The organism is Pseudomonas sp. p50(2008), assembly GCF_015351605.1.
Taxonomy (GTDB): domain Bacteria; phylum Pseudomonadota; class Gammaproteobacteria; order Pseudomonadales; family Pseudomonadaceae; genus Aquipseudomonas.
Genome location: NZ_JACMYF010000002.1, coordinates 434,236 through 455,460, shown reverse-complemented (window position 1 = coordinate 455,460; position 21,225 = coordinate 434,236). Strand labels below are relative to the sequence as shown.

The following is a 21,225-nucleotide window of genomic DNA, read 5'->3' as shown; positions in this document are numbered from 1 at the left end:
CCGCCCTCCCGAGCCCGAATTCATGACCGAACCTGCGCTGCTTCCCCGCCCGCAACTTCGACGCATGCTGCGCAAGGCCCGCCGCGCACTCACACCCAGTCAGCAACGCCAGGCCGCTCGCGGGCTGTATAAGCAATTGGCCCAGCACCCGCTGTTTCGCCGCGCCAGACACCTCTCCTTTTATTTGCCCACCGACGGTGAAATAGACCCGCGCCTGCTGCTGCGTGCCGCTCAACGTCGGGGCAAAGCGACGTACCTGCCGGTGCTCAGTGCCTGGCCGCGAACCAAAATGGTGTTCCAGCGGATCCGTCCGGGCGAAAAGCTCATACCCAACCGCTTCCGCATCCTTGAACCCCGGCACAACGTTGCCCGCCAACGAAAAGTCTGGACGCTGGACCTTGTGCTGTTGCCCTTGGTGGGGTTTGACGATGTCGGTGGACGACTGGGGATGGGTGGCGGCTTCTACGATCGAAGCCTGGCGTACATGGCCCGACGCAAAAACTGGCGCAAGCCGACGCTGTTGGGACTGGCCCATGAATGTCAGAAGGTCGAGCGGCTGGCTCAGGCGAGCTGGGATGTGCCGTTGCAAGGAACGGTGACAGACAAGGCGTGGTATTTCGCAGGTTAGCCCTGCAAAGGAAAAGCTTGCTCGCGGCAGGGGGTTTTCAGGCACATCGATGTTGAATGTGACGCCGTCATCGCGAGCAAGCTTTGCTCCTACAGGTGCGGCGTCGAAAGACAGGTTTAGCGTTTGTAAGCCGACGGCTGTTGTTGCTGAGCGATTTCAATCGGCGCATCGGGGTTGTTGTTCCACAGGCTTTGGGCATAGCCGGTGGTCACGACGCCGAGACCGAACAAAATAACCAATATCCATAGTAAATCCGGTTTGCGTTTCATCGATTGCCCCCCAAAGGCACATCAACACGATGACAGCAGCGGTTTCCGTTGTAGGCCGTGCAGCAGCGTCAAGCTAAGAAGGCCGGCATTTTGCGACAACGTGACCCTACACGCAAACGCTGGCGTCAACCGACTGTCGGTTTGTCATAAAATTGCCTGACAACTTGCCCACTCAACCCGCAAGGAGCAAAACCATGGCCTATTGGCTGATGAAATCCGAGCCCGACGAGCTCTCGATCAAAGATCTGGAGAAGCTTGGCAGCGCGCGCTGGGATGGTGTTCGCAACTACCAGGCGCGCAATTTCCTGCGAGCCATGGCGGTGGGTGACGAGTTTTTCTTTTATCACTCCAGTTGCCCTGAGCCCGGTATTGCCGGGATCGGAAAGATTGTCGAAGCGGCGTATCCGGACCCGACGGCGCTGGAGCCAGAGAGTCATTATTACGATCCGAAGGCCACGCCTGAGAAAAACGCCTGGAGTGCGATTGATGTCGCGCATGTCGAGACGTTTCCCAAGGTGCTTAAGCTGGATTACCTGAAGCAGCAGACAGCGTTGGCGCAGATGCCGCTGGTGCAGAAGGGTTCGAGATTGTCGGTGATGCCGGTGACGGCCGAGCAATGGGCGGCGGTACTCGATTTACGTTAAATAGGCAGAACCACCCGGTCATCCTCTTTTCTGCGCTCAATAGAGTTAGGCTTGCCCCCTCAGTTGACTGGTATCAACTCGCCCCGGCGTTAGATCAACCAGACTAGGACGCAACAGCCGCAGGATGCCCGCATGTCTACGCACAGTCGCTCTTCAATATTGTTTGTCAGTGCTTTAGTGATACTGCTGCTGGGTGCCGGGGGCTTTGGCTACTGGAAGTCGACGCATGACCGCTTGCCCGAAGGTTTGTACGTCGGCAATGGCCGCCTCGAAGCCACCGAAGTACAGATCGCCAGTAAAACACCCGGGCGACTGGCCGAAGTACTCGTCGATGAAGGCGACAAGGTCAGCAAAGGCCAACTCCTGGCCCGCATGGACACCCGCACCCTTGAAGCCCAACGCAATCAGGCCGAAGCCGAAGTATTGCGCGCCCGGGAGAATCTCGCCGCCGCCCAGGCCAACGTGCAATTGCGCCAGAGCGAACAACTGCTCGCGCAACAAGAGCTCAAGCGTTCCCAGGAACTGTTCAAGCACGGTTTCGTCAGTGGCCAGATCATCGATCAACAGCAGGCGCGGCGGGACACCGGCGGCGCAGCGGTCGCCGCGGCCCGAGCCCAGGTCTCGGCAGTCGGCGCAGCGATTGGTGCGGCACAGGCCCAAGTCGCGATGTTGGCCAGTGAAATCGACGACAGCAGCCTGCGGGCGCCCATCGAAGGAGTGATCCAGTTGCGCATGGCCGAACCCGGCGAAGTGCTCGGTGCAGGCGGACGGGTTTTGTTGCTGATCGACCCCAACGACCAATACATGAACCTCTACCTCCCGGCCTCCGTCACCGGGCGCGTAGCCGTTGGCGATGAAGCACGTATCCTGCTCGATGCCCTGCCCGACAAGCCATTACCCGCCAAAATCACTTTCGTCGCCGGCAAGTCGCAATTCACGCCGAAAGAAGTCGAGACCCGCGATGAGCGGCAGAAACTGGTGTTCCGCGTCAAACTGCGCCTGACCGACCCCAGCGCTCTGCCCCAGGCAAAACCGGGCATGCCTGGCGCCGGTTACGTGCGCACCGCGCCTGTTAGCTGGCCGGCCAATCTGCAATGACTGGCCTGGCGCTGCAAGCCACCGGCGTCAATCACCGTTACGGAAAACAACAGGCCCTGGCCGACATCACTTTCAGCCTTCCCGCCGGCACCCGTTGCGGATTGATTGGCCCGGACGGCGCCGGCAAGTCGAGCTTGCTGGGGCTGATCGCCGGGGTGAAAAGCCTGCAACAAGGTCAACTGGACGTGTTGGGCGGCTCAATCCAGGATCGCCGCCATCGCAACAGCCTCTACCCGCGTATCGCCTTCATGCCTCAGGGTTTGGGCGGCAACCTGTATCCCGAGTTGTCGATCAGCGAGAACATCCACTTTTTCGCCACCTTGTTCGGCCTGTCGAGAGCCGAGTGCGATCAGCGCATGCACAGCCTGCTGCTGGCCACCGATCTGCTGCACTTCGCCGATCGCCCGGCCGGCAAGCTTTCGGGCGGCATGAAGCAGAAGCTCGGGCTTTGCTGTGCGCTGATCCATGAGCCGGACCTGCTGATCCTCGATGAGCCGACCACCGGCGTCGATCCGTTGTCCCGGCGGCGCTTCTGGGAACTGGTGGACGATGTGCGCCGCCAGCGCCCGCAACTGACGCTGCTGGTTGCCACGGCATACATGGAAGAAGCCGAGCAGTTCGAACATTGTCTGATGCTCGACGGTGGCAAACTAATCGCCACAGGCCTGAGCAGCGAACTGGCCGCGGTGACCCCCAGCGCTAAACTCGACGAAGCTTTTACCCATTTCCAGGGCGACAGCGGACACGACAACCAAGCCTTGGTGATCCCGCCGCGAACCGGCGCCAATACCGACATCGCCATCGAAGCCCACGACCTTACACTCCGCTTCGGCGACTTCACGGCAGTGGACAAAGTCAGCTTCGCCATCGGTCGCGGGGAAATTTTCGGCTTTCTCGGCTCCAACGGCTGCGGCAAGACCACCACCATGAAAGTCCTCACCGGACTGATACCGGCCAGCGAAGGTTCCGCCACGCTGCTCGGCAAACCGGTGAACGCCAAGGACCTGACCACCCGCAAACGGGTCGGTTTCATGTCGCAGAGCTTCTCGCTGTATGGCGAGTTGAGCGTGCGGCAAAACCTGGATTTGCACGCGCGACTGTTCGATTTGCCCAAGGCCCACAGTGACCAGCGCATCGATGAACTGATCCAGCGCTTCAACCTGGTCAACGTTGCCGATCAACAGGCCGGCGGCCTGCCCTTGGGTTTGCGTCAACGCCTATCCTTGGCAGTCGCGGTGCTGCATCGCCCGGAAGTGCTGATCCTCGATGAACCGACCTCCGGCGTCGACCCCGCCGCGCGGGATGACTTCTGGCGATTGCTGATCGAGTTGTCCCGCGAGCAAGGCGTGACGATTTTTCTCTCCACCCACTTCATGAACGAGGCCCAGCGCTGCGACCGCATCTCGCTGATGCACGCCGGCAAGGTGCTGGCCTGTGATACCCCGGCGGCGCTGCAAGAGCAGTTCAAGGGTGAGACTCTGGAGGCGGCGTTTGTTATCTGCCTGGAGCAAGCCCAGGGCCCGGCAGAAACGCCCACGCCCACGCCCGCAGCGTCCGCCGACGCACTTGTCACGCCCGCCGCGCCGATGAAGGAACGTGGTTTCAGTGTCGGGCGCCTGGTGGCGGTGGCCAGTCGCGAAGGCAAGGAACTGCTACGCGATAAAGTGCGAATGGCCTTCGCCCTGCTGGGGGCCATTTTCATGATGGTGATCTTCGGCTACGGGATTTCCCTCGACGTGGAAAAACTCGCCTTCGCTGTGTTCGATCAAGACCAGACGCCGCAAAGTCGCACCTACCTGGAGGCGTTCCGCAGCTCACGCTACTTCGCCGAACAGGCACTGATTCGCGACAGCAAAGAACTGCACCGACGCCTGCAACGCTCGGAAATCAAACTGGCGCTGGAGATTCCACCAGGCTTTGGCCGCGACTTGTACGCCGGACTCCAACCGACCGTGGCTGCGTGGCTGGATGGCGGCATGCCGTTTCGCGCCGAGACCAGCCGCAACTATGTGGAAGCGGTGCACCAAGCGAACATCGAGCAGTTAGCCGAGCAAAGCAGCCCTGCGCTGAACCGGCCGCCAGCGGCGAAACTGGAAACCCGTTTCCGCTACAACCAGGACGTGGTCAGCGTTAACGCCATCGGCCCTGGGGTGATGGCGCTGATCCTCGCCTTCATCCCGGCGATGCTCACCGCGCTGGGGATCGTGCGTGAGAAAGAGTTGGGCTCGATCACCAATTTCTACGCCACACCGTTAACCCGGCTGGAATTCCTGTTGGGCAAACAGGCGCCGTATCTGGCGATTAGCCTGGTCAATCTGGCGGTGCTGGTGGCGATGAACCGTTGGCTGTTTGGCGTGCCGTTCAAGGGCAGCGGCGTGACCCTGGCCTTCGGCGGTTTGCTTTACGTGCTGGCCACCACCAGCATGGGCTTGTTGATTTCGGCGTTCACCCGCACCCAGATCGCCGCGATCCTCGGCACCATGATCATCACCAGCCTGCCGACCATCCAGTTTTCCGGGCTGATAGTACCGCGCTCATCCCTCGAAGGCGCAGCGGCCGTGATGGGCATGCTGTTCCCGGCTGGTTACTTCCTCGACATCGCCGTTGGCACCTTCACCAAAGCGCTGGACCTGCGACAGTTATGGCCACAATGCCTGGCGCTGTTCGGGTTCTTTCTCGGGTTCACCGGGCTCAGCCTGGTCATGCTGAAAAAGCAGGAGGCCTGATGCATAAGCTTGCGCATATTTTGCGGCTGGGCCTAAAGGAACTGACCAGCCTGCGCCACGACAGTGTGTTACTGCTGTTTCTGTTCTACGCCTTTACCGTGGCGATCTACATGCCCGCCGCCGGCTCCGTTATTGGCGTGCACAACGCCAGCGTGGCCATCGTCGATGAAGATCACAGCCAACTCTCGCGGGAGCTGGCCCAGGCCCTGCAACCCCCAGAGTTCCAGCACCCGGTATTGCTGCCTTACGGGCAACTCGATCAGGTCATGGACAGCGGCCAGTACACGTTCGTGATCAACGTGCCAGCGAATTTCCAGACAGATCTGCTGGCCGGTCGCCAACCGGCGGTGCAGGTCAACGTCGATGCCACGGCAATGAGCCAGGCATTCATGGGCGCGGGCTACATCGGACGGATATTCCAGCGCGAACTGCTGACCTACAGCGGCCAGACCGATCCAGCCAGCAAGGCGCCAGCGCTGCTGACCACTCGCTCGCTGTTCAATACCAATCTGGAAGGAGGCTGGTTCCTGGCGGTGATTCAGATCGTCAACAACATCACCATCCTCGCCATCATCCTCACCGGTACGGCGCTGCTGCGGGAACGGGAACACGGCACCCTCGACCATCTCTTGGTGCTACCACTGACCGCGCTGGAAATCATGTTGGCGAAAATCTGGAGCAACATGCTGGTGGTGGTGCTTTGCACCTGGATCTCGCTGGAAGTCATCGTCAAAGGTGCACTGGGCGTGCCGTTGGCGGGATCGATGACGTTGTTTTTGCTGGTGACTGCGGTGTATCTGTTCGCCAGTACGGCGCTGGGGATTTTTCTCGCGACGCTGGCCCGCTCGACGCCGCAGTTCGGTCTGTTAGCGATTCCGGTGATCATCCCGATGTTGCTGCTGTCCGGCGGCAGCACGCCACTGGATAGCATGCCGCAATGGCTGCAATGGGTCATGCAGGGCTCACCGTCGACACATTTTGTCAGCCTGAGCGCCGCGATTCTGTTTCGCGACGCCGGACTGAGCGTTGTCTGGCCGGACTTGCTCGCGCTGACCGCCATTGGGCTGGTGTTCTTTGCGATAGCGCTGATGCGGTTTCGCAAGAGCCTGGCGTCCTGATGGAGCGAGCTTGCTACGGGCGGCGTTCCGACGATGAGGCCAGCCCGGACAACAATGACTTACTGAATGATGAGGTTATTGAACAACAAATCCTCGACCACCGGCTTGCCGGTCTCGTCATTCATGATTTGCTGGGTCTGTCTCAAGGCTTCCTGACGAAGCTTTTCCTTGGCATCCACATTGTTCATCGCCTCAGTCGTTTGCTGGGCAAACAACGCCACCAGTTGATTACGAATCAACGGTTCATTGGCCTTGACCAGCTTGGTCGCCTCATCACCGGTCACGCGTAACGCTACATCAGCCTTGTAAACCTTGAGCTTCGGCGTCCCGTCCAACCCATAATTGCCCACGAACGGCGGGCTGAGGGTGATGTAGTTAACCTTCGGCGCTGCCTCTTCCTTGGCTTCTTCGGCAATGGCTGCAACAGGCAGCGACAAGGCCAACATCAACATGATCCACGCTTTCACAATTCGCTCCTTATCCGGTTTGCGGCCTAGCATAACGACCCCCTCCTCAAGCACAAGCTTATGGCTGACTATCAGGGTCGGGCATGCTCGTTGACCCATCGACTCACACACCTACACTTATCGGCCATCACTCCCAAAGGAATAGCCCTGATGAAAGCCGTACTGTGCAAAGCCTTCGGCCCTGCCGAATCGCTGGTGCTGGAAGACGTCGCCAGTCCTGTCGCGAAGAAGAATGAAATCCTGCTGGATGTACATGCCGCCGGGGTGAATTTTCCCGACACGCTGATCATTGAGGGCAAATACCAGTTCAAGCCGCCCTTCCCGTTTTCCCCGGGCGGTGAAGCAGCAGGTGTGGTCAGCGCGGTGGGCGAAAAGGTCAGCCACCTCAAGGTCGGTGATCGCGTCATGGCCCTGACCGGCTGGGGCAGCTTCGCCGAACAGGTGGCCGTTCCCGGCTACAACGTGCTACCGATTCCACCGTCCATGGACTTCAACACCGCCGCCGCCTTCAGCATGACCTACGGCACGTCGATGCATGCGCTCAAACAACGAGGCAACCTGCAACCGGGTGAAACCCTGCTGGTGCTAGGCGCATCCGGCGGTGTCGGGCTGGCCGCTGTGGAAATCGGTAAAGCCATGGGCGCTCGTGTGATTGCCGCCGCCAGCAGCGCGGAGAAACTGGCCGTGGCCAAGGCGGCCGGTGCCGATGAACTGATCAATTACAGTGAAACCAGCCTCAAGGACGAAATCAAGCGCCTGACCGATGGCCAGGGCGCCGACGTGATCTACGACCCGGTCGGCGGCGACCTGTTTGACCAGGCTGTGCGCGCCATCGCCTGGAACGGCCGTCTGCTGGTAGTCGGCTTCGCCAGCGGACGCATTCCGGAATTGCCTGTGAATCTGGCATTGCTCAAGGGCGCCGCGGTCGTCGGCGTATTCTGGGGTTCGTTCGCGCAACGTCAGCCACAGGACAACGCGGCGAACTTCCAGCAGTTGTTCGGCTGGTTCGCGGAAGGCAAGTTAAAGCCGTTGGTGTCGCAGGTTTACCCACTGAGCAATGCCGCGCAGGCAATCAATGATCTCGGCCAGCGCAAGGCCGTCGGGAAAGTGGTGGTGCAGGTTCGCTGAGTGACTCGAAGGCGGTGATCCGGGCTCCAGCAACGCTGTCCAGATCACGCCTTCGACGTGATTAAAGCAACTGTCGAATCTCCTCCGGCAGCAAACTCATGTACTTGCGCACAGGGCTCGCCCTGCACTGCTGGACAATCGTCGGCACACGCTTGTTCAGCTTTGCGATCCATTCCAGCCGTTGTTCCTTCGGCAACTGGGTGGTGTGAAAGACGTTCGACAGATATGCGCGGGTGTAATGAAACGGTCTGGCATCAATCCAGGCGTACTCCGGTGCATGGAGCAACTCTTCGTTAATGTCACGGCACTTCAGTCCTTTGATCCACTGATTGGTATGAATGGGCGAAGTCAGATCCAGTCGGAATACCAGCGGCGCGACCACTTCCAGCTCAGATGGTCGATCGTCTTTGACAACCCACGGTTTGAACCGCCACTTCTCAATCGTCACTCTAGAAGCTTCAGCCAGGTCCGGGTGGTCGGACTCCAGAATCTTCACCCGGTTAACCGATCCATCGGCATTGACATAGAAGCTGACCCGAACATCACCGGTGAACCCGGCCCGCTGGAGGTTCCTGGGGTACGTCGGCCGGGGATTATCCTCCGGTATCAGAAGCACTTCCTGCGCCTTGACCTCTACTGCCAACACCAGCAAAAGCAAAATGGCTAACCGCCGCATACCGCTCTCCTCCATGAACAAAACTCCAACACTGCTTCCTGCAAAGGTTACGGCTCAACGCCCTGAAACAGAACGTCACGACTTCCTGTTTGAACGAAGGATCCTTCCGAGAGCCTTCCGTTAAAACGAGAAGATGCAGCACTGAATGACGCCAAGGTAACGTTTCCCACAACGTCCTGTACTTACGTCTGAGCGACATGTTCGTAAAAGAACATGCGATCTTCAATATTTCCGCTGTTTGACCGATGCGAACCGGTGCTATTTTCGGTAACGAAACTGTAACATTCGCATCCGCAGTCAAAACAAGAAAACTGGAGCTCTTGAATGTTTGCTTTCTTTCGTCCTGCCGCACATCAGGCTCCATTGCCTGACGAAAAAATAGACAGCACGTACCGACGTCATCGCTGGCAAATTTTTGCCGGGATTTTCATCGGCTATGCAGGTTATTACCTGCTGCGTAAAAACTTCTCCCTGGCCATGCCCTATCTCATCGAAGAGGGTTACACCCGCGGTGAATTGGGCCTGGCGTTGTCGGCCATTGCCATCGCTTACGGCTTGTCCAAGTTCCTGATGGGCATCGTTTCCGACCGCTCCAACCCGCGCTTTTTCCTGCCGTTCGGCCTGCTGGTGTCGGCGGGGGTCATGTTCATTTTCGGTTTCGCTCCGTGGGCGACGTCGAGCGTGACCATCATGTTCATCCTGCTCTTCATCAATGGATGGGCGCAGGGCATGGGCTGGCCGCCGAGCGGACGAACCATGGTTCATTGGTGGTCGCAGAAGGAACGCGGTGGCGTGGTGTCACTGTGGAACGTGGCGCATAACGTTGGCGGAGGCCTGATTGGCCCGCTGTTCCTGCTCGGCATGGGCCTGTTCAATGACTGGCACGCTGCATTCTATGTGCCCGCCGCGGTCGCATTGGCGGTAGCGGTATTTGCCTTCGCTACGATGCGCGATACCCCGCAATCGGTCGGCCTGCCGCCCATTGAGAAGTACAAGAACGATTACCCGGAAGGCTACGATGCCAGCCACGAAGAAGAATTCAGCGCCAAGGAAATCTTCGTCAAGTACGTGCTGCGTAACAAAATGCTCTGGTACATCGCCTTGGCCAACGTTTTTGTTTACCTGTTGCGCTACGGCGTACTGGACTGGGCGCCGACCTATCTGAAGGAAGCCAAGGGCTTCTCCGTGGATAAAACCTCCTGGGCCTATTTCTTCTACGAGTGGGCCGGTATTCCGGGCACGCTGCTGTGCGGCTGGATGTCGGACAAGATCTTCCGTGGCAACCGTGGCCTGACCGGCATGGTGTTCATGGCCCTGGTGACCGTGGCGACACTGGTGTACTGGCTGAATCCGGCCGGCAACCCGACGGTGGATATGATCGCATTGGTTTCGATTGGCTTCCTGATCTACGGCCCGGTCATGCTGATCGGTTTGCAGGCACTGGAACTCGCGCCGAAAAAAGCGGCGGGTACTGCGGCAGGTTTCACGGGGCTGTTCGGCTATCTGGGCGGTTCGGTCGCGGCCAGTGCAGCGATGGGCTACACCGTGGACCACTTCGGTTGGGATGGCGGCTTCGTGCTGCTGATCGGCTCGTGTCTGCTGGCAATGGCGTTCCTCGCCCCCACGCTGTGGCACAAACAAGTGGCCAGTCAGGGCCGTGAAGCGGTTGCCTGATCGCCCGATGACCTGCAGCGCTTGAGCCGCGCCTCCAGATTTCGGTCTGGCATGGCGTGGCTGCGCAGGGCGTGTGCGGTTTGCTCGACATAATCGCGAGTCGTGCCGTAACGCCCGCAAGCGCTTTCGAACACCTGGCTCAGCACATGATCCGGCAAGTTGCCGGCGTAGCTGGGCAGGTGTCGCTCCAACACAAAGCCCAATGCCTGAACCTGACTGCCGTCTTCGAGACGGCAGTTGAGCCAGTGCGGGCGATAGGACGGGAATGGCATTTCGCGTTGCCACAGGGCGTAAAGCGAGGCATCAAGTTGCTCTTCGGGCAAGCGATAGGCAAAACCGCTGCAAGAGCCGCCACGATCCAGACCAAAGACCAGACCCGGCACTTCCGGTGTGCCGCGATGTTCGTGGGACCACAGGTACAGGCCGCGGTGATAGCCATGCACTCGGCCGCGCACACGTTCAACGGCCGGGCATTCAGGGCGCCAGATCAACGAACCATAAGCGAACAACCAGACCGGCCCACCTTTGTGGCGCGCCATGGTCGACTGCATCGAGCTAAGCAATTGTTCGTGAGTGAGCTGCGGCCCCAGATCGAGCCGCGGAGGGTAAGCCAGATTCAAAAAAGCAGATTCAATGGCGCTCATGGCGATTAGCGTTCAGCTCCCCGCGAGTGAAGAATTACTTAATAGAACGCACCGCTGTAACAATAAGGCACATAAGTTTCAAGGCAATTTAAGTGCCATGGCACAGTTCTTTAAAAGTTGCCTTTGAGAGATATAACCTACCGGTATTTATAAGATTCTATAAATACCGATCGGCTATATGGAGAGTTATAACGAATAGAGCGAGGATCAAGATCGTGGATCAAGATCGCGGATCAAGATCGCGGCGCGTACGCAAATACGTCGGCACGCATCTGATGAGCATCCATACCCGCTTCGACCAGCGCATCCAGCGTGCCGTAGACCATCGCCGGAGAGCCGCTCGCGTACACATGAAGTGGCTTCAGGTCCTGAAAGTCCTCGCATACCGCCTCATGCAACATGCCGCAACGCCCTTCCCAGCCACATTGATCGCTTACGACTTTATGCAAAAACAGGTTAGGCAGCTTCCGCCATTCATCCCAATGCTCGATTTCATAGAAATCTTCAGGACGACGCACACCCCAATACAGATGGACCGGATGTTTGAAACCCGCAGCCCGGCAATGCTCGATCAGGCTATGGATCTGACCCATGCCCGTGCCAGCGGCAATCAGCACCAGTGGACCGTCCGGCAATTCCGCCAGATGGGTATCGCCGAACGGCATCTCGATGCGCACTAACGGGTTGCGTTGCAGCTGTTCGATCAGGCTGAGCGCACTACTTTCGCGCGCCAGCACATGGATTTGCAGGTCTCGTCCCGCGTGGGGTGCCGAGGCCAGGGAAAATGCGGATTTTTCGCCGTTCTCGCGCTCGATCATCAAATACTGACCGGCATGATAGCGAGGTGGTTTACCAGCGGGCGCTCGCAGGCTGACTCGCCAGGTGTCACCGCCGACGTCCCTGCATTCAATGACCTGACACGCCAAACTGCGCACCGGCAATTCTCCCAGCGCGAGCACGCCATCCCACAGCACGATGCAGTCTTCCAGCGGCTCTGCTATGCAAGTGTAGAACTCGCCGTGGTCGCGCACATTGCCGGCCTGCTCGACCCGACCTTCCACCAACAGTGCAGCGCACACATGGCAATTGCCGTTGCGGCAGCTCTGCGGGCACTCATAGCCCAGGCGCCGCGCTCCATCAAGAATCCGCTCGCCGGGCAGAATCTCAAGCACTGCTCCGGAAGGCTGCAAGGTTACACGCATCAATCTATTCCTAACTGATTCCAGATGGCATCGATCCGTTGGGTCACGGCTTCGTCCTTGACGATGACCCGGCCCCACTCGCGGGTGGTTTCGCCCGGCCATTTATGCGTGGCATCGAGCCCCATCTTCGATCCCAGGCCGGATACCGGCGAGGCGAAGTCGAGGTAGTCGATCGGCGTGTTATCGATCATCACCGTGTCGCGCTTGGGGTCCATGCGCGTGGTGATGGCCCAGATCACGTCGTTCCAGTCACGGGCGTTGATATCGTCGTCACAGACGATAACGAACTTGGTGTACATGAACTGTCGCAAAAACGACCAGACACCCAGCATTACCCGCTTCGCATGGCCGGGATAGGACTTCTTCATGGTCACAATGGCCATGCGGTACGAGCAGCCTTCAGGCGGCAGGTAGAAGTCGGTGATCTCCGGGAACTGCTTCTGCAGGATCGGCACGAACACTTCGTTCAGGGCGACACCCAGAATCGCCGGCTCATCTGGCGGACGGCCGGTGTAAGTGCTGTGGTAGATCGGTTTGATCCGGTGGGTGATGCGCTCGACGGTGAACACCGGGAAGCTGTCGACTTCGTTGTAGTAACCGGTGTGGTCGCCATACGGACCTTCGTCGGCCATTTCACCCGGATGAATCACGCCTTCAAGAATGATCTCGGCGGTGGCCGGTACTTGCAGATCGTTGCCGCGGCATTTCACCAGTTCGGTGCGGTTGCCCCGCAGCAGACCGGCGAAGGCGTATTCGGAGAGGCTGTCAGGGACAGGCGTCACGGCACCGAGGATGGTTGCCGGATCAGCGCCCAGGGCCACAGACACCGGGAACGGCTGACCAGGATGCTTCTCGCACCACTCACGATAATCCAGCGCGCCGCCACGGTGGCTCAACCAGCGCATGATGACCTTGTTGCGGCCGATTACTTGCTGACGGTAGATACCCAGGTTCTGGCGATCTTTGTTCGGACCTTTGGTAACCGTCAGGCCCCACGTGATCAGCGGACCGACGTCGCCGGGCCAGCAGGTCTGCACGGGCAGCATCGCAAGGTCGACGTCGTCGCCTTCGATGACCACTTCCTGGCACACCGCGTCTTTGACGACTTTGGGTGCCATGGCGATGATCTTGCGAAAAATCGGCAGTTTGGACCAGGCGTCTTTCAGGCCCTTCGGTGGCTCGGGTTCCTTGAGGAACGCCAGCAGCTTACCGATTTCGCGCAACTCGCTGACCGCTTCGGCGCCCATACCCAGCGCGACGCGCTCAGGTGTGCCGAACAGGTTACCGAGTACAGGAATGTCGTAGCCCGTCGGGTTTTCGAAAAGCAGGGCCGGGCCTTTGGCGCGCAAGGTGCGATCGCACACTTCGGTCATTTCGAGTACTGGGGACACCGGAACCTGGATGCGCTTGAGTTCGCCGCGCTTTTCCAGACCGCTGATAAAGTCGCGCAAGTCGCGATACTGCATGCGTGAGCCTCGTATTGCCGTGGCGTTCGGGGTTGGCAGTTTAGCGCCGAACCCTTCTGTTCAGAACAACGAACTGCCGTTCATCAAAAATCAGATAGCAAAAAGCCGGGTTTCCCCGGCTTTTGCTGGTCTATCGACTTACTTGCGTTTCATCGACAGGAAGAACTCATCATTGGTCTTGGTCGTCTTCAACTTGTCGACCAGGAACTCGATGGCAGCGATTTCGTCCATCGGGTGCAGCAGCTTGCGCAGAATCCACATGCGTTGCAACTCGTCGTCGGCCGTCAGCAACTCTTCACGGCGGGTGCCGGAACGGTTGATGTTGATGGCCGGGAAAACGCGTTTTTCAGCGATACGACGGTCCAGAGGCAATTCCATGTTGCCGGTGCCTTTGAATTCTTCGTAGATCACTTCGTCCATCTTCGAGCCGGTTTCAACCAGCGCCGTGGCGATGATGGTCAGCGAACCGCCTTCTTCGATGTTCCGCGCGGCACCGAAGAAACGTTTCGGTTTCTCCAGGGCGTGGGCATCGACACCACCGGTGAGTACCTTGCCGGAGCTCGGGATCACGGTGTTGTAGGCGCGAGCCAGACGGGTGATGGAGTCAAGCAGGATCACCACGTCTTTCTTGTGTTCGACCAGGCGCTTGGCCTTTTCGATCACCATTTCGGCAACCTGCACGTGGCGGGTTGGTGGCTCGTCGAACGTCGAGGCAACCACTTCGCCACGCACGGTGCGCTGCATTTCGGTTACTTCTTCCGGACGCTCATCGATCAGCAAGACGATCAGGTGAACTTCAGGGTTGTTACGAGCGATGTTCGCCGCGATGTTCTGCAGCATGATCGTCTTACCGGCTTTCGGCGGTGCAACAATCAGACCGCGCTGGCCTTTGCCGATCGGGGCGCACAGGTCGATCACACGACCGGTCAAATCTTCGGTGGAACCGTTGCCGGCTTCCATCTTCATGCGCACAGTCGGGAACAGCGGGGTCAGGTTCTCGAAGAGAATCTTGTTTTTCGCGTTCTCGGGACGATCGTAGTTGATCGTGTCGACCTTGAGCAGCGCGAAATAACGCTCGCCTTCCTTTGGAGGGCGGATCTTGCCAACGATGGTGTCACCGGTGCGCAAGTTGAAACGACGAATCTGGCTTGGCGAGACGTAGATATCGTCAGGGCCAGCGAGATAGGAAGCGTCAGCGGAGCGAAGGAAGCCGAAGCCGTCCTGGAGAATCTCCAGCACGCCATCACCGGAGATTTCCTCGCCGCTTTTAGCGTGCTTTTTGAGCAGGGAGAAAATCACGTCCTGCTTGCGCGAACGGGCCATATTTTCTATGCCCATCTGTTCGGCCAATTCGAGCAGTTCGGTAATCGGCTTTTGCTTGAGTTCAGTCAGATTCATATAGGAATGACGTAATCATTTATGGAGGGGGGAAATTAAGCTTTTGGCTTAATGAGGCCGCGCCGCAGAGAAGGCGACAGGATCGCGTACTTATTCGAAAAGGAGTGCGTCGGCGACGGCTAGCAGGGGGCAATGGAGAAACCAGTGCGGGGCCGAATGTACCACCTGAGTTTCGGAGCGTCTAGCCCTCAATAACGAAAAAGCCCCGCAATTAGCGGGGCCTTTTTTCGGACACTTTACATCGACACTTAGATGTTGGCGTCGAGGAAAGCAGCCAGTTGCGACTTCGACAGCGCGCCGACCTTGGTCGCTTCAACGTTTCCGTTCTTGAACAGCATCAGCGTAGGGATACCACGCACGCCGTGCTTGGCCGGAGTTTCCTGGTTCTCGTCGATGTTCAGCTTGGCAATAGTCAGCTTGCCTTTGTAGGTTTCTGCAATCTCGTCCAGAACAGGAGCGATCATTTTGCAAGGGCCGCACCATTCAGCCCAGTAGTCGACCAGTACAGCGCCTTCGGCCTTGAGTACATCGGCCTCGAAGCTAGCGTCGCTAACGTGTTTGATAAGATCGCTGCTCATGGAAGTCTCCAGGTTGTAAGCAAAAAAACGTGGCCCATCATAGCTGCCCTTCCCTCGTTCAGGAAGGTGCAGATGATTGAGTCTCGCTATGGTGCTGCATGAGTTTGGGTATAGCTCAAGTCAAGGAGTGACGGGGCTGGAGGAGAGAAATTCGGTGCGTAATCCGACATTGGGTGCTTTCAACGCAGCCATCGCGAGCAGTCACCGGCTTTCCTGCGCCGGATCAATGCTTTGAACACTGCGCGTTGGCGGCAGCGTTTGATCGTGGCACGATGTCGAGGTTATCGACCGAGACCCCCTGACCATGCCGCAATCCCAAGCCAAGAATCTGTCCCTGATCGCCGCAATCGACCTGGGCTCTAACAGCTTTCACATGGTCGTGGCCAAAGCCCAGAACGGCGAAATCCGTATTCTCGAACGTCTCGGGGAGAAGGTTCAGCTGGCCGCCGGCATCGACGATGAACGCCAGCTCAACGAAGAATCCATGCAACGCGGCCTGGACTGCCTGAAGCGCTTTGCCCAACTGATCAACGGTATGCCTTTGGGTGCCGTGCGAATCGTTGGCACCAACGCCCTGCGTGAAGCCCGCAACCGCGGCGAATTCATCCGCCGCGCCGAAGCCATTCTCGGACACCCCGTGGAAGTCATCTCCGGCCGCGAAGAAGCGCGCCTGATTTACCTCGGCGTTTCCCACACCCTCGCCGACACCCCGGGCAAACGTCTGGTGGCGGACATCGGCGGCGGCAGTACTGAATTCATCATCGGCCAGCGTTTCGAACCGCTGCTGCGCGAAAGCCTGCAAATGGGCTGCGTGAGCTTCACCCAGCGCTATTTCAAGGACGGCAAGATCACTCCGGCCCGCTACGCCCAGGCGTACACGGCGGCACGCCTGGAAATCATGAGCATCGAACACGCCCTGCACCGCCTGACCTGGGATGAAGCCATCGGCTCCTCGGGCACCATCCGCGCCATCGGCCTAGCGCTGAAGGCTGGCGGTCATGGTACCGGCGAGGTGAATGCCGAAGGCCTCGCCTGGCTCAAGCGCAAGCTGTTCAAACTGGGCGACGTCGAGAAAATCGATTTCGAAGGCATCAAGCCTGATCGTCGGGCGATTTTCCCGGCCGGCCTGGCGATTCTTGAAGCAATCTTCGATGCCCTCGAACTGCAGCGCATGGACCACTGTGAAGGCGCCCTTCGCGAAGGCGTGCTGTACGACCTGCTGGGCCGTCATCATCACGAAGACGTCCGCGAGCGTACGCTCAGCTCGTTGATGGAGCGTTATCACGTCGATCTGGAACAGGCTGCACGGGTTGAACGCAAAGCGCTGCACGCGTTCGATCAAGTTGCCGAAGATTGGGACCTGGACGAGGGCGTCTGGCGTGAATTGCTCGGCTGGGCAGCCAAGGTCCATGAAGTGGGCCTGGACATTGCTCACTATCATTACCACAAGCACGGCGCCTACCTGATCGAGCACTCCGACCTTGCCGGATTCTCCCGAGAAGACCAGCAAATGCTCGCTTTGCTGGTGCGTGGTCATCGACGCAACATTCCAAAAGACAAGTTTGCCGAGTTTGGTGATGACGGCATCAAGCTGATTCGCCTGTGCGTTCTGTTGCGCTTTGCAATCCTGTTCCATCACATCCGCGGCACACAGGAAATGCCTCAGGTGATACTGCGCGCCAATCGCGACAGTCTGGATGTGTTGTTCCCGGCCAACTGGCTGGACGAAAACCAGCTGACCCAGGCTGATTTCGCGCTGGAAGCGGAATGGCTGACGCGAGTAGGGTTCATCCTAAACGTCCGCTAACACCAACTCTGTGGTGAATGGGTTTGTCTGTAGTGAGGGGATTTATCCCCGTTGGGCGCGAAGTGGCCCCAAATCTGCCACCGTGGTGTATCAGGCAGATCCCATGCAGTGATTTCACGACTGCTTCGCAGCCGAACGGGGTGGTGCGGCATTCCGATAAATCCCCTCGCCACAGGATATTTAGCTGAGGCGAAAAAAAATGGCGATCCGCAGGGATCGCCATTTTTTTGCTTCGACTAATGCTGCTTAACGCACTGCCAGAATCGGACTGCCCAACCGCTCCAGCAGCGTGGCCTGGGCACTGCGTGGGTTCTGGTTGCCGGTCGGCGTGTTGCGGATGTAGCGACCGTCAGACTGCAGGCTCCAGCTGTGAGTGTTATCGGTGAGATAAAGCTCCAGCTCTTTCTTGACCCGCATGACCAGCTTCTTGCCCTCCACCGGGAAACAGGTCTCGACGCGCTTGTCGAGGTTGCGTTCCATCCAGTCGGCGCTGGACAGGAACATCTGTTCTTCGCCGCCATTGAGGAAGTAGAAGACCCGGGTGTGCTCCAGGAAGCGACCGATGATCGAGCGCACGTGAATGTTGTGCGAAACCCCGGCGATACCAGGACGCAGGCAGCACATGCCGCGCACCACCAGATCGATACGCACCCCGGACTGGCTGGCCTTGTACAACGCGCGAATGATCTTCGGATCGGTCAGCGAGTTGAACTTGGCGATGATGTGCGCCGGTTTGCCGTCGAGGGCGAACTGGGTCTCCCGGACAATCATGTCGAGCATGCCCTTCTTCAGCGTGAAGGGTGCGTGCAGCAGCTTCTTCATGCGCAGGGTTTTACCCATGCCGATCAACTGACTGAACAACTTGCCGACGTCTTCGCACAAGGCGTCGTCCGACGTCAGCAGGCTGTAGTCGGTGTACAGACGGGCGTTGGCCGCGTGGTAGTTACCGGTGCCCAAGTGCGCGTAACGCACGATCTCACCGGCTTCGCGGCGCAGGATCAGCATCATCTTGGCGTGCGTCTTGAAGCCGACCACACCGTAGATCACCACTGCGCCGGCTGCCTGCAGACGGCTGGCGAGTTGCAGGTTGGACTCTTCATCGAACCGCGCACGCAATTCGATTACCGCAGTGACTTCCTTGCCGTTGCGCGCGGCATCGACCAGTGCATCGACGATTTCCGAGTTGGCGCCGGAGCGGTACAGCGTCTGACGGACCGCCAGTACATGCGGGTCCTTCGCGGCCTGACGCAGCAGGTCGACGACCGGGGTGAAGGACTCGAACGGGTGCAGCAGCAGGATGTCCTGCTTGCTGATCACGCTGAAGATGTTCTCGCTGTTCTGCAGCAGCTTCGGGATCTGCGGCGTGAACGGCATGTATTGCAGCTCGCGCTGACTGTCCAGGCCGGTGATGCTGAACAGACGGGTCAGGTTCACCGGGCCGTTGACCTGATACAGCTCGGTTTCGTGCAGGTTGAACTGCTTGAGCAAGTAGTCGGACAGGTGTTTAGGGCAAGTGTCAGCCACTTCCAGACGCACCGCGTCACCGTAGCGACGGGAAAACAGCTCGCCGCGCAGGGCGCGGGCCAGGTCTTCCACGTCTTCGGTATCCACCGCGAGGTCGGCGTTTCGGGTCAGGCGGAACTGGTAGCAGCCCTTGACCTTCATGCCCTGGAACAGGTCATCGGCGTGCGCGTGGATCATTGACGACAGGAACACATAATTGTCGCCAGAGCCGCCCACTTCTTCCGGCAACTTGATAACGCGCGGGAGTAGACGCGGGGCCGGAATGATCGCCAGACCGGAATCGCGACCGAAAGCGTCGATGCCTTCGAGCTCGACGATGAAGTTCAGGCTCTTGTTCACCAACAGTGGAAACGGGTGCGTCGGGTCGAGGCCGATCGGGGTGATGATCGGCGCGATCTCGTCGCGGAAATAACGGCGCACCCAGGTTTTGATCTTGGTAGTCCAGTGACGCCGACGGATGAAGCGGACCTGATGCTTTTCCAGTTCCGGCAACAGAATGTCGTTGAGGATCGCGTACTGGCGGTCGACGTGGCCGTGTACCAGCTCACTGATGCGCGCCAGAGCCTGATGCGGTTGCAGGCCGTCGGCACCGGCTTGTTCACGGGCGAAGGTGATCTGCTTCTTCAGGCCAGCCACACGAATCTCGAAGAACTCGTCCAGGTTGCTGGAGAAGATCAGCAGGAACTTCAGCCGCTCCAGCAAGGGGTAGGACTCATCCAGCGCCTGCTCCAGCACGCGGATGTTGAACTGCAGTTGCGAGAGCTCGCGGTGGATGTACAGGCTGCTGTCATCCAGGCCGGGAATGGCAATCGCCGGCGCCGCCGAAACGGGCTCGGCCACTACCGTGGGGGGAGCAGGCTCAAGTTCCGGTGGCGTTTCGGCGATTTGCTCCACCACGGGTTGAGCTTCTTTTACGGCAACTTCAGTGAGTCCTTCGGTATTCATGACCTTTTCCTGGAGGGCTATTTTTGCTCTCGTAGCAATTGAGCGGCACGGACGGCAAAGTAAGTCAGGATGCCATCGGCGCCTGCACGTTTAAAAGCGGTCAGGGATTCGAGGATAACCCCTTCGCTCAACCAGCCATTCTGGATTGCCGCCATGTGCATGGCGTATTCGCCGCTGACTTGGTAAACAAACGTCGGCACTTTGAATTCTTCTTTGACCCGGCAAAGGATGTCCAGGTACGGCATGCCTGGCTTGACCATGACCATGTCCGCGCCTTCTGACAAGTCTGCCGCCACTTCGTGCAGGGCTTCGTTGCTGTTCGCCGGGTCCATCTGATAGGAGGCCTTGTTGGCCTTGCCCAGGTTCAGCGCCGAACCGACCGCATCGCGGAACGGCCCGTAGTACGCACTGGCGTACTTCGCCGAGTAGGCCATGATCCGCACGTTGACGTGATCGGCCAGTTCCAGTGCTTCGCGGATCGCCTGGATCCGACCGTCCATCATGTCCGAGGGGGCCACCACCTGAGCGCCTGCTTCGGCATGGGACAAGGCCTGCTTGACCAGCGCATCGACGGTGATGTCGTTCTGCACGTAGCCTTCTTCGTCGAGGATACCGTCCTGCCCGTGGGTGGTGAACGGGTCCAGGGCGACGTCGGTGATCACGCCAAGCTCGGGGAACTGCGCTCGCAGCGCTCGCGTGGCGCGCTGGGCAATACCGTTGGGGTTCCAGGCTTCGGCGGCGTCCAGGGACTTGAGTTCCGGCGGGGTCACCGGAAACAGTGCCAGGGCCGGAATGCCCAGCTCGACCCACTTCGCCGCTTCTTCCAGCAACAAGTCGATGGTCAGGCGTTCGACACCCGGCATCGAGGCCACCGCTTCACGACGGTTTTCACCGTCCAGCACAAACACCGGCAGGATCAGGTCATCGACGGTCAGAACGTTTTCACGGACCAGTCGACGCGAAAAATCATCACGACGGTTGCGACGCAGGCGGGTTGCAGGAAACAAACGATTGGCGGGGGTGAAACTCACGGCAGACTCCTGAGCCCGTGCTGACGGGCGAGCGTGACAGTTATAAGCGGGCATTATGACCGTCGTGTGACAGTTATGTGCACTCCCATATTCTGTAGCCACATTCCATTGTCCTTGTAGGAAATGTTCACGTCGAGACACATTTGGACACTTTCATGAATGTGCACGAAGGGTTAGGCTGCGCGTTCATTTCGCCAGCACC

Annotated in this window: 18 protein-coding genes; 8 read left to right on the top strand and 10 right to left on the bottom strand. The window is 58.9% G+C overall.

Annotation, left to right across the window (positions count from 1 at the left end; all coding sequences use genetic code 11):
* Window positions 1-22: 22 nt before the first annotated feature.
* Window positions 23-628, top strand: coding sequence for a 5-formyltetrahydrofolate cyclo-ligase (locus tag H7698_RS07130; RefSeq protein ID WP_194690973.1), 606 nt, complete (start codon window positions 23-25; stop codon window positions 626-628).
* Between the two features lie 116 nt (window positions 629-744).
* Here the strand turns inward: H7698_RS07130 and H7698_RS07125 are convergent, their stop codons facing one another.
* On the bottom strand, window positions 745-897 hold the full coding sequence (locus tag H7698_RS07125; RefSeq protein ID WP_178114307.1) for a hypothetical protein: 153 nt from the start codon (window positions 895-897) through the stop codon (window positions 745-747).
* A 194-nt stretch (window positions 898-1,091) separates the two neighbouring features.
* Between H7698_RS07125 and H7698_RS07120 the strand changes: the two genes are divergently transcribed.
* The 4 genes from H7698_RS07120 (at window position 1,092) to H7698_RS07105 (ending at window position 6,483) form a co-directional block, all read left to right on the top strand.
* A complete protein-coding gene (locus H7698_RS07120; RefSeq protein WP_194690972.1) occupies window positions 1,092-1,541 on the top strand; it encodes an EVE domain-containing protein in 450 nt (149 codons plus the stop codon).
* Window positions 1,542-1,673: 132 nt separating this feature from the next.
* Window positions 1,674-2,639 (top strand): HlyD family secretion protein, encoded by a 966-nt coding sequence (locus H7698_RS07115; RefSeq protein WP_194690971.1) that lies wholly within the window; start codon window positions 1,674-1,676, stop codon window positions 2,637-2,639.
* Window positions 2,636-5,365, top strand: coding sequence for a ribosome-associated ATPase/putative transporter RbbA (gene rbbA, locus H7698_RS07110; RefSeq protein WP_194690970.1), 2,730 nt, complete (start codon window positions 2,636-2,638; stop codon window positions 5,363-5,365). Before H7698_RS07115 ends, rbbA begins: the two co-directional genes overlap by 4 nt.
* On the top strand, window positions 5,365-6,483 hold the full coding sequence (locus H7698_RS07105) for an ABC transporter permease (protein ID WP_194690969.1): 1,119 nt from the start codon (window positions 5,365-5,367) through the stop codon (window positions 6,481-6,483). The genes rbbA and H7698_RS07105 overlap by 1 nt, the downstream gene beginning before the upstream one ends.
* Window positions 6,484-6,542: 59 nt before the next feature.
* Here the strand turns inward: H7698_RS07105 and H7698_RS07100 are convergent, their stop codons facing one another.
* Complete coding sequence (locus H7698_RS07100) at window positions 6,543-6,950, bottom strand: flagellar basal body-associated protein FliL (RefSeq protein ID WP_162440463.1); 408 nt, start codon at window positions 6,948-6,950, stop codon at window positions 6,543-6,545.
* A gap of 150 nt (window positions 6,951-7,100) precedes the next feature.
* On the opposite strand from H7698_RS07100, the gene H7698_RS07095 reads away from it, so the two are divergent.
* Window positions 7,101-8,078 carry an NADPH:quinone oxidoreductase family protein gene (locus tag H7698_RS07095; RefSeq protein WP_162440464.1) on the top strand — a complete coding sequence of 326 codons (978 nt, stop codon included), beginning with the start codon at window positions 7,101-7,103 and terminating at the stop codon, window positions 8,076-8,078.
* 61 nt (window positions 8,079-8,139) lie between these two features.
* On the opposite strand, the gene H7698_RS07090 is transcribed toward H7698_RS07095, so the two are convergent.
* Window positions 8,140-8,754 (bottom strand): energy transducer TonB, encoded by a 615-nt coding sequence (locus H7698_RS07090; protein ID WP_194690968.1) that lies wholly within the window; start codon window positions 8,752-8,754, stop codon window positions 8,140-8,142.
* A 324-nt stretch (window positions 8,755-9,078) separates the two neighbouring features.
* On the opposite strand from H7698_RS07090, the gene glpT reads away from it, so the two are divergent.
* Complete coding sequence (gene glpT, locus H7698_RS07085; RefSeq protein WP_162440466.1) at window positions 9,079-10,428, top strand: glycerol-3-phosphate transporter; 1,350 nt, start codon at window positions 9,079-9,081, stop codon at window positions 10,426-10,428.
* On the opposite strand, the gene H7698_RS07080 is transcribed toward glpT, so the two are convergent.
* The 5 genes from H7698_RS07080 to trxA all read right to left on the bottom strand — a co-directional run bounded on the left by H7698_RS07080 (window position 10,404) and on the right by trxA (window position 15,716).
* Entirely contained in the window at window positions 10,404-11,072 is a 669-nt protein-coding gene (locus tag H7698_RS07080) for a gamma-glutamylcyclotransferase (protein WP_162440467.1), read from the bottom strand. The genes glpT and H7698_RS07080 overlap by 25 nt on opposite strands.
* Window positions 11,073-11,305: 233 nt before the next feature.
* The gene (locus tag H7698_RS07075) at window positions 11,306-12,274 is read right to left on the bottom strand and encodes a CDP-6-deoxy-delta-3,4-glucoseen reductase (protein ID WP_162440468.1); all 969 of its coding nucleotides are present in this window, start codon (window positions 12,272-12,274) and stop codon (window positions 11,306-11,308) included.
* The gene (gene ubiD / locus H7698_RS07070) at window positions 12,274-13,740 is read right to left on the bottom strand and encodes a 4-hydroxy-3-polyprenylbenzoate decarboxylase (protein ID WP_162440469.1); all 1,467 of its coding nucleotides are present in this window, start codon (window positions 13,738-13,740) and stop codon (window positions 12,274-12,276) included. Before ubiD ends, H7698_RS07075 begins: the two co-directional genes overlap by 1 nt.
* A 138-nt stretch (window positions 13,741-13,878) precedes the next feature.
* The gene (rho, locus tag H7698_RS07065) at window positions 13,879-15,138 is read right to left on the bottom strand and encodes a transcription termination factor Rho (RefSeq protein ID WP_007942421.1); all 1,260 of its coding nucleotides are present in this window, start codon (window positions 15,136-15,138) and stop codon (window positions 13,879-13,881) included.
* 248 nt (window positions 15,139-15,386) lie between these two features.
* On the bottom strand, window positions 15,387-15,716 hold the full coding sequence (gene trxA / locus H7698_RS07060) for a thioredoxin TrxA (protein WP_003177349.1): 330 nt from the start codon (window positions 15,714-15,716) through the stop codon (window positions 15,387-15,389).
* 304 nt (window positions 15,717-16,020) lie between these two features.
* Here trxA and ppx point away from each other — a divergent pair, with 304 nt between their 5' ends.
* A complete protein-coding gene (gene ppx / locus H7698_RS07055; RefSeq protein WP_194690967.1) occupies window positions 16,021-17,523 on the top strand; it encodes an exopolyphosphatase in 1,503 nt (500 codons plus the stop codon).
* A 246-nt stretch (window positions 17,524-17,769) separates the two neighbouring features.
* Here the strand turns inward: ppx and ppk1 are convergent, their stop codons facing one another.
* A complete protein-coding gene (ppk1, locus tag H7698_RS07050) occupies window positions 17,770-19,992 on the bottom strand; it encodes a polyphosphate kinase 1 (RefSeq protein ID WP_194690966.1) in 2,223 nt (740 codons plus the stop codon).
* A gap of 17 nt (window positions 19,993-20,009) precedes the next feature.
* Complete coding sequence (gene hemB / locus H7698_RS07045; protein ID WP_194690965.1) at window positions 20,010-21,023, bottom strand: porphobilinogen synthase; 1,014 nt, start codon at window positions 21,021-21,023, stop codon at window positions 20,010-20,012.
* Between the last annotated feature and the right edge of the window lie 202 nt (window positions 21,024-21,225).

Coding starts and splice junctions, on each gene's coding strand:
- H7698_RS07130 (WP_194690973.1), top strand. CDS start 23: ATGACCGAACCTGCGCTGCTTCCCCGCCCGCAACTTCGACGCATGCTG.
- H7698_RS07125 (WP_178114307.1), bottom strand. CDS start 897: ATGAAACGCAAACCGGATTTACTATGGATATTGGTTATTTTGTTCGGT.
- H7698_RS07120 (WP_194690972.1), top strand. CDS start 1,092: ATGGCCTATTGGCTGATGAAATCCGAGCCCGACGAGCTCTCGATCAAA.
- H7698_RS07115 (WP_194690971.1), top strand. CDS start 1,674: ATGTCTACGCACAGTCGCTCTTCAATATTGTTTGTCAGTGCTTTAGTG.
- rbbA (WP_194690970.1), top strand. CDS start 2,636: ATGACTGGCCTGGCGCTGCAAGCCACCGGCGTCAATCACCGTTACGGA.
- H7698_RS07105 (WP_194690969.1), top strand. CDS start 5,365: ATGCATAAGCTTGCGCATATTTTGCGGCTGGGCCTAAAGGAACTGACC.
- H7698_RS07095 (WP_162440464.1), top strand. CDS start 7,101: ATGAAAGCCGTACTGTGCAAAGCCTTCGGCCCTGCCGAATCGCTGGTG.
- H7698_RS07090 (WP_194690968.1), bottom strand. CDS start 8,754: ATGCGGCGGTTAGCCATTTTGCTTTTGCTGGTGTTGGCAGTAGAGGTC.
- glpT (WP_162440466.1), top strand. CDS start 9,079: ATGTTTGCTTTCTTTCGTCCTGCCGCACATCAGGCTCCATTGCCTGAC.
- H7698_RS07080 (WP_162440467.1), bottom strand. CDS start 11,072: ATGAGCGCCATTGAATCTGCTTTTTTGAATCTGGCTTACCCTCCGCGG.
- H7698_RS07075 (WP_162440468.1), bottom strand. CDS start 12,274: ATGCGTGTAACCTTGCAGCCTTCCGGAGCAGTGCTTGAGATTCTGCCC.
- ubiD (WP_162440469.1), bottom strand. CDS start 13,740: ATGCAGTATCGCGACTTGCGCGACTTTATCAGCGGTCTGGAAAAGCGC.
- rho (WP_007942421.1), bottom strand. CDS start 15,138: ATGAATCTGACTGAACTCAAGCAAAAGCCGATTACCGAACTGCTCGAA.
- trxA (WP_003177349.1), bottom strand. CDS start 15,716: ATGAGCAGCGATCTTATCAAACACGTTAGCGACGCTAGCTTCGAGGCC.
- ppx (WP_194690967.1), top strand. CDS start 16,021: ATGCCGCAATCCCAAGCCAAGAATCTGTCCCTGATCGCCGCAATCGAC.
- ppk1 (WP_194690966.1), bottom strand. CDS start 19,992: ATGAATACCGAAGGACTCACTGAAGTTGCCGTAAAAGAAGCTCAACCC.